11 protein-coding genes and 2 pseudogenes are annotated in these 13,433 nt (G+C 59.6%); 4 read left to right on the top strand and 9 right to left on the bottom strand.

The annotated features are described in order from the left end of the window. From AAHB17_RS23535 to AAHB17_RS23525, 3 genes and pseudogenes are all read right to left on the bottom strand, one after another. A partial coding sequence (locus AAHB17_RS23535; RefSeq protein WP_342133498.1) for a patatin-like phospholipase family protein occupies nucleotides 1–1,932 on the bottom strand: 1,932 nt, incomplete at its 3' end. 239 nt (nucleotides 1,933–2,171) lie between these two features. After that, nucleotides 2,172–3,257 (bottom strand): hypothetical protein, encoded by a 1,086-nt coding sequence (locus AAHB17_RS23530; protein WP_342133497.1) that lies wholly within the window; start codon nucleotides 3,255–3,257, stop codon nucleotides 2,172–2,174. 131 nt (nucleotides 3,258–3,388) lie between these two features. Next, a pseudogene (locus AAHB17_RS23525) lies at nucleotides 3,389–3,577 on the bottom strand (EAL domain-containing protein); the annotation flags it as partial. 97 nt (nucleotides 3,578–3,674) lie between these two features. Here AAHB17_RS23525 and AAHB17_RS23520 point away from each other — a divergent pair. Then, a complete protein-coding gene (locus tag AAHB17_RS23520; RefSeq protein WP_342133496.1) occupies nucleotides 3,675–4,244 on the top strand; it encodes a hypothetical protein in 570 nt (189 codons plus the stop codon). Nucleotides 4,245–4,266: 22 nt separating this feature from the next. After that, nucleotides 4,267–5,298: a hypothetical protein gene (locus AAHB17_RS23515; RefSeq protein ID WP_342133495.1), complete on the top strand. Its 1,032-nt coding sequence runs from the start codon at nucleotides 4,267–4,269 to the stop codon at nucleotides 5,296–5,298. A gap of 1,206 nt (nucleotides 5,299–6,504) precedes the next feature. Here the strand turns inward: AAHB17_RS23515 and AAHB17_RS23510 are convergent. The 4 genes from AAHB17_RS23510 to istA form a co-directional block, all read right to left on the bottom strand. Next, a complete protein-coding gene (locus AAHB17_RS23510) occupies nucleotides 6,505–6,798 on the bottom strand; it encodes a hypothetical protein (RefSeq protein ID WP_342133494.1) in 294 nt (97 codons plus the stop codon). A 94-nt stretch (nucleotides 6,799–6,892) separates the two neighbouring features. Continuing rightward, nucleotides 6,893–7,318, bottom strand: coding sequence for a hypothetical protein (locus tag AAHB17_RS23505; protein WP_342133493.1), 426 nt, complete (start codon nucleotides 7,316–7,318; stop codon nucleotides 6,893–6,895). Between the two features lie 198 nt (nucleotides 7,319–7,516). Beyond that, on the bottom strand, nucleotides 7,517–8,302 hold the full coding sequence (gene istB, locus AAHB17_RS23500; RefSeq protein ID WP_342133499.1) for an IS21-like element helper ATPase IstB: 786 nt from the start codon (nucleotides 8,300–8,302) through the stop codon (nucleotides 7,517–7,519). A 98-nt stretch (nucleotides 8,303–8,400) separates the two neighbouring features. Beyond that, nucleotides 8,401–9,927: an IS21 family transposase gene (gene istA / locus AAHB17_RS23495; protein ID WP_342133492.1), complete on the bottom strand. Its 1,527-nt coding sequence runs from the start codon at nucleotides 9,925–9,927 to the stop codon at nucleotides 8,401–8,403. Between the two features lie 807 nt (nucleotides 9,928–10,734). On the opposite strand from istA, the gene AAHB17_RS23490 reads away from it, so the two are divergent. After that, complete coding sequence (locus AAHB17_RS23490; protein WP_342133491.1) at nucleotides 10,735–11,769, top strand: hypothetical protein; 1,035 nt, start codon at nucleotides 10,735–10,737, stop codon at nucleotides 11,767–11,769. 453 nt (nucleotides 11,770–12,222) lie between these two features. Here the strand turns inward: AAHB17_RS23490 and AAHB17_RS23485 are convergent, their stop codons facing one another. Together AAHB17_RS23485 and AAHB17_RS23480 are read right to left on the bottom strand one after the other, a co-directional pair. After that, nucleotides 12,223–12,804 carry a hypothetical protein gene (locus tag AAHB17_RS23485; RefSeq protein WP_342133490.1) on the bottom strand — a complete coding sequence of 194 codons (582 nt, stop codon included), beginning with the start codon at nucleotides 12,802–12,804 and terminating at the stop codon, nucleotides 12,223–12,225. Nucleotides 12,805–12,821: 17 nt separating this feature from the next. Next, nucleotides 12,822–13,052 (bottom strand): hypothetical protein, encoded by a 231-nt coding sequence (locus AAHB17_RS23480; protein WP_342133489.1) that lies wholly within the window; start codon nucleotides 13,050–13,052, stop codon nucleotides 12,822–12,824. A 2-nt stretch (nucleotides 13,053–13,054) separates the two neighbouring features. On the opposite strand from AAHB17_RS23480, the pseudogene AAHB17_RS23475 reads away from it, so the two are divergent. Next, nucleotides 13,055–13,378 (top strand): annotated as a pseudogene (locus AAHB17_RS23475) (Arm DNA-binding domain-containing protein); the annotation flags it as partial. Between the last annotated feature and the right edge of the window lie 55 nt (nucleotides 13,379–13,433).

Below are 13,433 nucleotides of genomic sequence, written 5' to 3'. Positions count from 1 at the left end.
GTCCCTCCAATGTGCAGGCAGGCCCGGTCCCGGCCGTTCCTTGTCGTTGCGGTGCGCCTTCTGCAGCCGTGGCGTGTTGAGCATCTCCAAGGCTCCCGCATTGAAGCGCAGATGCCCCGCATTGAAGCGGCCCAACTCCCGGTAGGCGTGGATCTTCCAGGAACTGAAGTTGAGTACCGCGCTGACCGTCCCATCCTGGGGGAAGGTCATGTAGTCACCATGCGGCGTCTTGTACTCGGCGTTGTTGGCGTAGTAGAGCACCATGCCGCAATTGATTTTGGGAGGCATGGACCACACTTCCGGCCGCTGCGGATCGTCTGCGGGCCGCATCGGGCCACATTGGACATCGGGATCGTTGTAAGCCTTACGGACATCCTGCTGGTTCCAACCGGGCTTGATGAGCCACAGGCGTGTGACCTTCTTGGTTTTCTCGGAAGTGATCTTGCCTCGGACAACCGGGTTGAGCCACATGGACACGTTGTAGGCCCAGTTCATTTCCGGATTCGAACGGTCGAAGTGGTACTGGCACAGCTGGTCGAAGTTCTCGAGATCATCGAACGTCATGATCAGTTCTTCTTGCTTCAAGGCCTTCTGGGCCCAGCAGAGATCCTGCATCGTGCCTCGCTTGTCTTGGGCACTGTCAGCGATGATGATGTCATCCAGGCGCCGGCGAACGAGGCTCATCAGACCGAGGTTGTCAGAGCCACCGCCGTCACTCAGACGCGCTGTTTTTCCATCCTTCAGCGTGATGTCGACTCCCCAACGGGAAGACGGCAATAGGTTGTTGGAGATGCCCACCATCAGCGATTTCAGCAGTCCAGGCTGCACGCCCTGTGAGTCCGCGAACGCAGCCGATGCGCGCACAGCGGAAGGCAGCTGTTGGATTTCCGGATGGAACTCTTCAGGATTGCTGGTGCGTTTCGCTGCCGCAAGACTGGAGCCTTGGATGAATGGGGAGATCTCGAACACAGTGTCCATGTTGGGCAATGCGGCCTTGTCCCCGATCGTTGATTGGAGAACCCACATAGGGGGTGGATTGCTGCCTTTGTAGAGCGCCCGCATATCAGCAAACGTCGCACTGGTAGCGTCCATCCTGGGCTGAAACTCCGCCGTGGCGGTCTTGTTGTCGTTCGTGTACTTCCATGAGTCCTTGGACTCGGTGTTGCCGGCCGCGGCGTTGCGCGGGACAGGGTTGAGCCCCCAGGTACGCTCGATGCCGGCCTGATACGCGTCGATAAGTCCAGTGCGAAAGCCAGTCCATCCAACAAGGAATTCAGCCAGCACGCGCCCCAGAAGGCCCAACGACTCCCCAACGGGCGCATCCTGGCTATCCCCGGTGATGGTGGTGTATTCCGTGCGAAAGAGGTCTGGGTAACGGATCAGGTGTGACTGGAAGCGGTATGGGTCACCCGGCTCATAGTGTGTGACTCCCTTGCAGGGTTGTTTCTCCTGCTTGCTGGCGCTTGCGAAAATCCGGCTGTACTCGACCCAGTCATCCTTCTTGCTGTCCGTAGCCGGGTTCAACCGCCAAGCAGCCCAGCAATCCTCAAAAATCTGTTGGACAGGAAATCCGTGCCGTTGGGCCTCCAGGTGTTTGGTGAAGTACCACATGGCGGCGTAGCTGCCCCCCGAGACACTGGAGATGACGTCGACGTGCTGCAGCACCTTTGCGTCGTTGAGACCATGCAGGACGCCGTGCGCAAACACAGCTGCTTTCGTCCCCCCACCAGCAAGGGCAAGTCCGATCTTAGGTCTCTCCTTCAGGTGACTCCGCTCAGGTTTGAAAAGGGCCTCAATCTCTGCCGGATCTTCATTGTTGAGATCGAGCTTGGGCCTGGTATCTATTGGGGTTGCACAGCCCGCAAGCACGAGAGCTGCAAGCGCGAGGGACAGGCGGACAGGCCGCACAAGCATTACGGAGCAAACCGACATCGATCATCTCCCATCTATGGCACGGGCGCACTTTTTGTTGGTCGAAACAGGTGTCGTGCGGGTCTCATGCAGACACTCGCATTTCTAGCGAATATAAGCAGTGTCCGAAAAGGATGTCAATATCGAGAAACGCGCGCTCGCTCATAGTGAGTGCTCGACTGGGCACACTTGCTTTGAGAAGACTGCCGAGAATTCGCCCACGGCCGCAACACCCGGCTTTGCCCTTTATGCCGTCACGTTCAGAGCGTGCTGATGCTGAAGTCAGCCGGGACACGCGCACTTGACCGCGTGCTGGGCGCCTGCTCTTCTTGCTCCAAGTACCAATGGTGTTTGTGGGCCTTTTTCCTTGAACGCTGCGCGCGGCCCATCAGTAGCTGACGAGCCTGGATGTAGGTCTGCGCGATAGAGCGGGCTTCATCCGCGATGGCTTGCTCCAGGAGGCGTTCCTTGTCGACCGGGAATCGGGTGCGCAGGGCAAATCCGATGGCCCCTGCGACGACTGGAGCCATCATGACCAAGTCCCATGAGACGGAGACACCCAGGGAGGGCACTGCACTGGCCATGCCAGCGCACCCAGCCACGAGCAGTCCGAACCCAAGACCGGACATGCCGAGATTGGCGCCGGCGACGGTCTCGGCCACGCCACGGCGCAGGACTGCATTGGTGCCCTGGGTCAGGTTGTAGACCGCGACCAGCTCGCCGTAGGTCTGCGCGTCGATGGTGGCGGCGTCCGGCTGTGGCAGATGTGCGGCCATGATCTCTCGCAGGGCCTCATTCATCGGTACCGGGGGTCCGTCCTGGTGCCACACCTTCGCGAAAAAGAGGACGAGCCTGTCGCCAGGACTCACGGCGACCCAGCTGGTCACCATAGCCAACTCGCAGAACTGGCCCTTGTCATCACGCAATATCCAGCCCGCGCCAGTGTCTGCGTCCTTGTTGGTGTGTGGAGTCGTGGAGATGGCGCTTGGCGCGAGGGGTTCAGTCTCTTCCCGCGCAGGCGTTCCCGAGGCGCTGGCGCCAACGTCCGGTAACCGGCTGAGTGGCCCGGGGCCGGCGGTCGGCGCGGCGCTTGTCGGCCTTGGCGCGCTGGCGCTGCTCGTGGTTGCCGCCCGTTTGATGGCATGCACTCGCAAGTCCGGCGCATGCGCATCCTGGTCAGGGTCACGCGGCACAGCCACAACGGTGAACGTTGCTTGGTGCACGGCAATGGGGGTGCCATTTGTCGTGTGGACGATCATTCGAATGCTTTTTCTGAAGGTGTCACGAGTCCCCAATGTGAGGAACGCGGTAGCACCTGCAAGGTTGATTTCATTGCTGGCAATCATGACCTAGGCCCGCACGGTCTTCTCAGAGCAAGTGCAGCTTGGGAGCAACTTGCTCAGAATGAAATGCTGATCGCCCGCGGGCTGATCGGAATGAGCCCCATAAAACCCCCATTCAGCTCGCCACCAGACTTTAGGGATGAGTAGCCGGTCCCGAAGTCATCGAGCGAGAAGCCCACGCCCACATGGGCCAGAGCTTCCATCTTGGCGATGAGACCCTCAATGTCCCTGACCAGGATGCTCTCGGTCAACTCCAGCTTGAGCTTGTCGGGTGGCGCTCCTGAATGCTCCAGGGCGGTCTTGAACATCTCCACGAAATCCGGTGGCCCGCCCACGTGGGGCAAGTTCACCGCGATGCCTGGTTCACCCGGCGCTAAGACAGTTCGCCAGATGCATTGACCTGAGGGCACAATCCGGGCCATGAGAGCCTTCATCCCTGCAGTCCTCTTTGCCCTTGCCATCGCTGGCGTCTGGATCTACCTGCGCCGCCGCTCACGCAAAGCCCCCGAAAGCTCGGCGCTTCGCACCATGCACCAACGCATCATCGGCGGCGCAATCATCCTCTACGGCTTGTACCTGGCCACCTTGACGGGAACGGTAACGAAGCTGGTCATTCCAGGCCTGGGGGCTCTTGGCGGGGGCGCTGCCGCTGGAGCAGGCGTAGGTCTGTTGACCGCCCTCGCGATCGGCACCGTGGGCGTTGTGACAGGCGGTGCAGGCTTCGCTGTTGGGGCTGGGTACATGGCCCTCATTGGCGGGGGCTTGGGGCTCACGGGATCGCTTGTCGGCGGCATTGGCTTGAAAACGCTGGCCGTGCCCCTGGTCACACCCTGGTTCTGGGCTCCCTTGCTCGTGTTGGGCCTCTACGTTTTCCTGGGCGCGTCCAAGCGCAATGCCATAAAGCAGCAGCAAAACCTGGAACAACTGCAGTTAAGCGAGGCCAATAAATCCCAAGGGCCTGGGAACTCAATGAAAATCCAGGCTCCATAGCCCAAGAAGAGCACTACAAAATATGAAAGCCCTCAAATTTCTTCTTTCGGCGGCGATAATTGCAGCCAATCCCGCATTTGCTCAGAACGAAAAGGACGACGGATGCAAGCTCGTCGGAAATCTACTGGGCGCCCTATTTGGACAAGGATTAAACCCATGCGGCCCATCAAACGGTGGGGCGATGGCACAAAACACGTCGCCCCGGCCGAACAAGCCTCCCAGCGGAAAGACCGAGGCTCAAATTCTCTCAGAAAATACCGAGCGATATTTGGATCAACTGGTTGCTACTGCCCGAGAATACTATGATGTTGAGCCAGGACCGAATGTAGAACGGTTCACCGGCCGCGCAAGTGCAGGGGCGTGGCACATACCACTTCAATGCACCACAAAAGCAATTGAGGAGAGATGGCCCGAACTGGATTCGTTCCGAATGAGTAGAGAACGCACATTAGACATTTTGCCGAATTCGTACACACTGTCCCAGCTCTGCGTTGATCGCACAAATATATTTATGGAGACCTACGTCTCCAAACACAAGGCGTACTTGGCTAATTTAGTGCGCGAACGGAATCAAGCAAAACAGGCCGAGGAAGCGCGCGAAGCCAAAGAGAAAGAAGATGCTCGCATTCTTGAGGAAAACCAACGGCTTGCAGACCTTCGCAGTGGGCGCAAGACACCAGACACATGTCGGGAGCACATGATTTCGAAGGGCATTTCAAACTCTGAGTTTGAGCAATTCTCTTCGCGCAATGTGATGTTCCCCGCACTGGAACCTCCGAAGGGCTACGGCTTGTTTCTTGGCACCGTTGCGAATATCGAAGGACGCTCACTTTACTTGCGCGGCGAACTTGACGGCAGGGCGCGCAACGAACTACCGAGTAACTCATACGTTGTGTTGAATGACAGCACGCGCATTTTCAAAGGTGATCAAATCAGAATTGGAGCAAAAGTTGCTGGGGTTGCAACTCAGCAAAAAACTCAGTCTGCCAAATTGACAAATGGGGCCAGTGTCACAGTTGCAATCATGCAAGCCGCATGCATTACGCCTTTTTAAGTTCTGACCCGCCTCCGCCAGTTAAGCGCACGCGCGCGCGATCAGCCTCGGGGAGCCAAACGCCCGTCCACAAAGACGGCGCGCGCATCGCTCCACAGCACTGTGGTCTTGGTCAAACGATGCCGCATCCACAGCGATGGCCAGCCTTGAGGCGAGTCCAACATGCCAGACTCCCCCGGCGCCATGCCCATTGGCCAGATACACTGAGCCCCGCGCTGGCCATCCGCTCACCGATGGTGTTTGTGCAACACCAGAACCGTTCGTAATGCTCGCCTGGGCGCCTCATTCATCGCCTCAGAACTGTATGCTCGGAGCTGGCGTGCAAGCCGCGACCTTGTTACCGTAGCGCCGCCCCTTTCAGCCCCCGTCCTGAAGACGATGAAGAGGATGAGCAGTAACCATGACACTTGGATCGTTGCCCTGCCCTTGTAACGGTGAGAACCCCAATTGCTTCAGATGCTGGGGAACTGGCATGTACGCGGACACGTCATCCCCGCAGCCCCCGGATGGGGCTTACCTGGGCTCTCGCGTGAAGCCTGCGTTGCGTGGGCTGAGTCAATGTGAAGAATGTGGTGCAAACGTTTTGGGCTTGACGGCACACATGCAATTCGCCCACGGACCCAAACCACCAAAACACGGACTGAAACCACCAAAAATGAGGGTTGAATCTCCCTCTGGCAATCCCACAAACAGCTACACGATTTATCTTGATACCCCAAGGCAGAGGTTCGCGAAGAAGGTACCCCGGACACAGGTGAATGCTGAGCCGGGATTGCATGTTTGTCCTGTGTGCCGCGTCTCGTTCAAAAAGCTGACCAGACATTTCAATCGAACAGGTCATTCGCCCTCGGGCCGCATCACGAAATTCATATGCCCCAAGTGTCGTGCGGAATTTCCCAATGCAACTCAACTGACATCTCATGTTGTGGGGTCACATGGGCTCAAAACGTTGAACTTGATGAAAGCCCAAGGCCGGATGCCATCCCAGCAAAGCCATGGAAACGTCCATGCCGCGCCGCTCAAGCATGTCCCAGACAGTGCGAACCCTGAACCGAATCTCGATGCCAAAAAATACTGGGGACACACATTCCGAGACCACGGACAGTTCGGCTCATACCCATCACACGACGACATGGATGACGAGTCATGAAGGCAGGCACTTGCCCAAGCCCGCATCTGGCACCTGGCTGTAGGCAGGCAGGCGCCTCACCCGACCCCGATCTCGACCGCTTCTCCTGAAACCACCACATCCATCGCCTCAATGAGGGTGGGCAACGTTCGCCAGCACAAGGCCTGGCGATCGTCATCCAGGCGGAACCAAAAGACGGATTCCACGGTACTCCGGGTCTGGTGGCTGAGACAGACCTTCAGGGCAATACCCCCGACACCATGAAGGCTGGGGGCGTCCTTGGTGGGGCTCAGAAGCAACTGCATCGGGTAGCCACGCTGGCGGCTGTAGACCCACTCGTGGTCGGCGAAATCGAGGCTGCGCCCCGACACGATGCCCGCGCCCAGTACGCGCGTGCCAGCGCTCTCGATCTGCCTGCGCAGGTACGACCTCAGTGGATTTCATCGGCGCGCAATGCCCTAGGCTTCAAGGTACGTCCACCGTGTGGGCGATCTCGCCCATCACCTCATACCCGCCCAACTCAGAGTCAGGGCGCCCCACCACAGGGGGCAGAGCCTCATCCCAGCCCTCAAAACTGGGCCACGGCACGATGACATGGCGTTTGTCCTTGTGCTGCAGTCGAACCCAGCCGGTGCCGTCGCGCAGCTTCACGGCTAAGACAGAGGACACGGGCAGCATCCAGGGCCAGGGAAAGCGCGCGCGTGTGGGCAGGTGCCGCGCCCCAAAGGCGGGGGCTGCGGTGGCTGCAGGCGCCGCTGGGGCTCTTGCGGGGGCTGTGCGCTGCGCCTGGGCCTCGCGCAGGCGCAGCAGCTTCAAGGCCAGCTCCTGGTTCCGCCTCTCTTGTTCCTGCTCAAAGCGCGCCAGCAGGGCCTCGGTGTTGCCCGCGAGCATGGCCCTTTCCGCTGCGGTCAGACGCCTGCCCACGCCGTCCCCATACCGAGCCGCCCCAAGGGCGACAAACCGCCGTAGCGCTTCTCAATGCAGCTTGCCCCCTGTCGCGAGTCGGCGTAATCCGGCCACCCGGAGTCGGCATATACCGGCCACTTGGCGTGGCGCCGAAGGGCATCTCGAAGCGCCCATTTGACGGTGCTATTTTGACGTGTTTTCGGAGCCCTTCGGGGGTGTCTTTCTGGATGCCGGAGCGACCTTTGGATCGCGATACGAGGGCCCATCGAGTTCAAGGCAATAGGCGTTGTGGCGCAACCGATCCAGCGTGGCCGAGGCCAGCAACTGATTGGTCGCAAACGCCTGATCCCACTCGTCGAAGTCAAGGTTGCTGGTGACGATCGTGGCGCAGCGCTCGTAACGCTCGGCGATCAGGTCGTGCAGATCTTCATCGGCTGGCGCGCGCATGGGCTTCAGGCCAAAGTCGTCAATGACCAGGAGGCTCACGCGAGCCAGCGTGGCCAGCTTGCGGTCGTAGACGCCGGTGGCGCGCGCGGCGTTCAGGCTTTGTGTCAAGTTCGAGCAAGTGGTGAAGACCACGTCCACGCCCTGGCGTACCGCGCAATGCCCGAGCGCCTGGGCTAAATGGCTTTTGCCGATGCCGCTGGGCCCGACGATCAAGACCGGCGCCTTCTCCTGCAGGTAGCGCCCGGTGGCCAGATCGTGGATCAGCGCGCGGTTGAGCTTGGGCAGCCGCTCGAAGTCGAACTGATCGAGCGTTTTGGTGGCACGGAACTGAGCGCGGCGCAGGCGCATGGAGAACTTCTTGCCCTCGCGCCGGGCGACCTCGTCGCCCACGAGCATGGCCAGGAACTCGGTGTAGGCCAGCTTACCCTGGATGGCCTGACGGTTGCGCGATTCGAGCGAATCCAGGAAGCCCGAGAGCCGCAGGAGCTTCAATTGCGGGGCCAGTTCGGGACTGGGGTTGATGGGGTTGGTGTTCAAGGTATTGCGTTTCTCGTGAGGGTGGATCGGGGGACGGTGTTCAGGGGTGGTCGTCGTTGGGTGGTGGTCTCCTCCTGGCTGGGTCAATGAAGCGTGGTCGGCTCGGCGCCGAACAGGTCGGCCGCGCTGCGCGTGAAGCGCGCACTGGCGTAGGCCGCGGGGGTCTGCGCATCGATCAGCGGCTGCTGGTCGGCGCCGGTCGACAGAATCGTCTTGACGGTGCGGTAGTGCGGGCTGTTGTGCGCCAGCGCCCTGTCGCACGCGGCCTCCAGTCGGGCCGCTCCATAGCGCTTGCCCATGGAGAGAACTCCTTGTGCGGTGCGCAACCGCTCGGCAATGCGATCACCCAGCAACCTGTCCACCAGTTCAGCGCAGCGCGGCCCGACCGCCTGCGCTTGCGCCTCGCACCAGCGACGGTCCCGCTCGAAGAAGTGGCGCGCCTCGGGCGGCAGGTGATCGGACACGGTCACGCGCTGGCCCGGCCGCTGCGCGCGCGCATGGGTTGCCAGGTGCCGGTAATCTTGGTACAGCGCCACCACGGAGTCGGTGGCACGAAGCCACAGCGTCTTGCCCACCAGGGTGAAGGGCGCCGAGTAGAAGGCGCGATCGTGCTGAACGTGACAGTCGCGATGCAGCACCACGCGGTGCCAGGTGCCAAGATCCGGCGTGACGCCAGGGAGCCTGCGCAGCAGGGGCCGCTCCAGCGCATACAGCGACAGCGGCTGCTCGCACGTGGTGCCGTGCATGCGGGTGCCGGCTTCTTGCATGACCCACTGCCGTGCTTGTGCGTTCAGGTCGCCCAGATCGCGGAAGGTCCGCGTGGGCAGGAAGTTGCCCTTGATGTACTTGACCCCCGCTTCGACGACGCCTTTTTTTTGCGGATCCCGTGGAGGGCAGGCGTCGATTTTGAAGCTGTAGCCCTCGGCGCATTCGGCATAGGCGCGTTGTACCAATGGGTCGTGGCTGCAAGCCTTGACGATGGCGCACTTGGCGTTGTCGATGGTCACGCGCTCGGGAATTCCGTCGAACCACTCGAAGGCGCGACGGTGGCAACCCAGCCAGGTGGCCGAGCTCTGGTCCCAGACGAATTCGACGTATTGGTGGCGACTGAAGCACAACGTCATGACGAAGGCCCAGGTGCGCCGCGGCTTGCCATCCGGGTGGGGAAGCACGGGGCCCGCACCAAAGTCGACTTGGGCGGCTTCGCCGGGAGCGAAGCTCAGCCGAACCGTCACCTCCGGGGGCTGCTCGCCGCGCAGCTGGCGCAGCATGCGTACGACGGCCGAGTAGCTGCCGCCGTAGGCGTGCTCTCGCTTGAGTGCAGCGTGGATGGCACGGCCCTGCACGCCGGCCTCATGCCAGCGCTTGACCACATCACGGTGTGGCTCAACGCTGGAGATGGTGGAGCTGGCCACCTGCCGGCCTTGACCGAGCGCCGTGGCGATGGCCTCGTCGCCCGGCACCTCGACCCCGACGTCGAGCCAGCCTTGCTGCTGAGCCACGGCACGCAGCTCGCCAAGCTTGTCGCGCCCCATGAGGCCAGAGCGCGCGATCTCGCGCACGGAATCGCCCGCGCGCAGCCGCACGAGCACTTGTCGGAACTGGAACATCTCGATTCTCCTGCGACCCACAACGGCCACCTCCTGAGCAAAAAGCCCGGAAGGTACCGCGTGGATGAACGAAGCTTCGAGACGCCTTCAGCGTGTGGGTGGCCGGATTACGCCGACTCCGCAGTGGCCGGTATATGCCGACTCTGCGCTGGCCGGTAAATGCCGACTTCCAGCACGCCTTCGCCCGGCCTCAGGTGGCCGGATTACGCCGACTCTGAAATGGCCTGATTACGCCGGTCGCTGACACCCCCGTCCCTGACCACGTGGATGGCTTGGTAGACGCTGTGCCCACAACCCGGTTCCTGACACTGCACCCGCTCGGACTTGTCCTCTTCCACGATGGCCAGCAGATGCGCAGTGCGTATTTCGGGCTTCTTGGACATCAAGTTCGGCACCGTTGACACCGTGGTCGTCAGCAGTGGGCCCTGAGCCGTCATCCAATGAAGTACGGGCCTTGGCATGACCCAACTCCATGCGCACGTTATAGTGTTAGAAACAAATGCAACCGCGGCATTGATCCAGCAACAGTGCGGCGCGCAGCACTGGAGGGATAGCGGTTTTATGGCTGAATTTAGTACTGTAATTAAATAAAACCAATGGGCGGCAGAACTATGCGGCAAGCCACTTGCAGCACTTTTACCACGCCAATTTTGATCGTAAGCGCCAGATATGGCCTGCGAGTTGTTGATACTCACATTACGTTAGGCATAGCATGAGGAACAGGCGCCGCTCCAACGCTGGCGAAATGAATGTTGCGTAGGGCATCTGTAAAGTGACCGATCTCAGACGATCAAACAGCGGAAAAAAATGAATAAGAAGTCATGGGTCATCGTTGGTTCCTTGCTGGCGCTAGGCGTCCTGGTGGCGTTCGTGAGGACATGGAACGGAGATTGGCCCTATCCATCCGACGTTACTACTGTTGAACATCGTGGACAGTTTGGAGACAGCTTCGCCATCTTTAGCGCAACAGTTTCGGCTCTAGGTTTTTTGGGCGTTCTAGTCACATTGGCGCTGCAGCAGTTACAGCTCGCCGAGCAGTCAAAGGAATTGAAGCGGCAGGCAGTACGTGATCACGAAAGCCGCGCTCGAGATGAGCGAGCCCAATACGAGCAACTGCTGTTTCGACTGTTGGAGTTCTACAAAGACAGCGTGAAGTCAGTCGTCGTCGTACGAAAAGGGGTTCAAACACAAGGTATCGATGCCCTGTCCATTGGAATCCAGCGCATGCAACTCGAACTGCGTAAGAGACGCCTTCACTTTATCCCGCCACGTGAATTGGAGCCAATCCGATCAGGTAAAGCAACAGAGGCACAGAAGCTGTTGCTTGAGTACTTCACAGTCGAGAACTGCCGCATCATCCAGTACACGGTAACGTATCAGAGGCGGCTCATCTCGACACTTCGGGCGCTCCTCCAGCACCTAGAGTATCGGTGCCCCGAGCACACCGATATCGAGGCCTATCGCTCACTCGTCTCTTCACAGATTACTCACATTGAGATCCAGTACTTGTTTGCAGTCGTACTGGTATACGAGAAAGAGGAAGAACTGCGTAAGCTGTTACTCAGGTCTGGCCTGTTCTCGCGCGACTCTGCTCCTTACAACTTCAAGCTTCACCAGTTCCTTTATCAGAGCCTTTGGGGAGTGCTAGTCGGAGATCCGACTCAAGCACGCAAACTAGCATTTGGACCTAAGAGATCGGCAAGAATCAGAGAAGCTTCACAGTCCGCTCCGTTGGCTAACCTTCTCAAGAAGTACTCCATCAGCGATCCAGTCTCGCCGGAAGAGATACCCGAGATCCAGCGCAATGGCCCTCGTAAGAAAGACCAACCCGTAGAGGAATGACAAGGAGACTTAGCAGTCCGCGTTGTCCCACGCGATGCCAAACTCTTCGCCCGAGGCGACCCTCCACGGCTTGGCGCTTGGGCCGCGACCCCCTAGTGCCTGTCATCGGCCATGCCGCTCAAGCACCATTCCGCTCCAGTCGCCTGAGCTCAAACGTTAAGTGTCCGCTTTCTCCAGTTTCCACCGGCTGCTCTTGGCCGATTGGGGAAGTGTAGCCGGCCGCGCACCAGCCCGGCTAACCAACATGGCATCTGGGCACCGCAGCGTCGATGCCTACTGGCAGCATATTGTGCATGTCCAATAGTGCCGAACCAGGTGTCCAGCTCCCGCCGTTCCTGCTGTCCAAGAGAAACCGAAATGAGTGCCCTGCAGCGACCGAAATACGCACGCAGCGTTTGCTGTGTGCGGCGATACGCCTCCTGGGATATTCGCAGGCATGGCTACATTCATTCCTCAGCCGCCACGCTGGAACTTCATCGCATCCTCATTTCGCTTGTGCCTTGCCTTTTCATCAGCGATTTCCTCCTTCAATCGACGCACGGCATGCCGGTCCTTTTTGACAGTAATATTCAACGAGCCACCCCCGGATTTTTCAGCCACAAGCTCGATCTCCCTGTAGAGGTCAGCGCCTTTTGCACACTTTTTGATCCAATGTCGATCAGGAATACGACGTTCAGGACCGTAATGCCTCACCCGCCCGATGGTTGCGCAATCTTCAATGCCAAGCATCTTCTGGTACTCCGAGAAGTCACCCTGCCAGTAGCCGGATTTCTGACTCCGTTCGAGCTGGAAAAACGTACTAATTTCCGTGATGCGTTTGTCCTCGAAGTGAACCAATGAAGTCGCTTGTGAGGAACCCACTTTCTGCAGCCCCATGGGGGTACAAATTGCCGTGTTTTTGCCGACCGTGCAGCGAGTCAGTCCTTGCTTTTGGGCCGCTTCAACGTGAGGCATTCCAAGCCGGTAGCCGCCAATGTTGAACGCAAAGCAGGAAAGCGAGGTGAGCGCGAGAGCAGCGAGGATCAATCGTTTCATCACGAAGTTTTCCTGGGTCAGTTAGGAACGAAATCGGTGGCGCTAATGCACTTCAGGCCACCAGAAACGCGAACCTCGTACATACCGTTGCAGTAATGACTTTGAACCGTCGCCGGGACGCCAGATGTAGTCCCTTCCTGGCCCTTGACCAAGGCGATGACCTTTCCTCCGTTGGCCTTGACAGCTTTGATCCAATCCGCATCGCAGCGGTGGGTCTTGACAAACTCGTCGATGGGTATGGTGGGCATTGATGCTTTCCGATCAAACTTTGGAACCACCCTGGCGGGTCACTCCGGGTGTCCATACTGCACAACCCCAGGCGCAAGCCGTCGAACTCCGGGACACGCTGGTGCCCGACTTCCTGTGCAAGGTTACACCAGCGGGCCGCAAGGTGTTCATGCTCCAGTACCGCACGAACGCCGGCGAGCGGCGCAAGCCCGCCCTTGGCCTATACGGGGAGCTGACCGTCGAGCAGGCCCGCTCGCTTGCCCAGGAATGGCTGGCACTGGTACGCCGGGGCGGCGACCCGGCCGCCGACACGGCGGCGGCGCGCAAGGCGCCCACGGTCAAGGAACAGCTAGAGATCGCTCAGCGCAGTGCAGACCACAGCGAGTCTTAGAAAGACCTAG

This window comes from Hydrogenophaga sp. OTU3427 (assembly GCF_038440225.1).
Taxonomy (GTDB): domain Bacteria; phylum Pseudomonadota; class Gammaproteobacteria; order Burkholderiales; family Burkholderiaceae_C; genus Hydrogenophaga.
This window is presented reverse-complemented; position numbering and strand designations above follow the sequence as displayed.

Excerpts from the sequence above, each read along its gene's own strand:
- istA (WP_342133492.1), bottom strand. The coding sequence starts at position 9,927 with ATGTTCCAGTTCCGACAAGTGCTCGTGCGGCTGCGCGCGGGCGATTCC.
- AAHB17_RS23530 (WP_342133497.1), bottom strand. The coding sequence starts at position 3,257 with ATGATTGCCAGCAATGAAATCAACCTTGCAGGTGCTACCGCGTTCCTC.
- AAHB17_RS23520 (WP_342133496.1), top strand. The coding sequence starts at position 3,675 with ATGAGAGCCTTCATCCCTGCAGTCCTCTTTGCCCTTGCCATCGCTGGC.
- AAHB17_RS23505 (WP_342133493.1), bottom strand. The coding sequence starts at position 7,318 with ATGCTCGCGGGCAACACCGAGGCCCTGCTGGCGCGCTTTGAGCAGGAA.
- AAHB17_RS23490 (WP_342133491.1), top strand. The coding sequence starts at position 10,735 with ATGAATAAGAAGTCATGGGTCATCGTTGGTTCCTTGCTGGCGCTAGGC.
- AAHB17_RS23480 (WP_342133489.1), bottom strand. The coding sequence starts at position 13,052 with ATGCCCACCATACCCATCGACGAGTTTGTCAAGACCCACCGCTGCGAT.
- AAHB17_RS23515 (WP_342133495.1), top strand. The coding sequence starts at position 4,267 with ATGAAAGCCCTCAAATTTCTTCTTTCGGCGGCGATAATTGCAGCCAAT.
- AAHB17_RS23485 (WP_342133490.1), bottom strand. The coding sequence starts at position 12,804 with ATGAAACGATTGATCCTCGCTGCTCTCGCGCTCACCTCGCTTTCCTGC.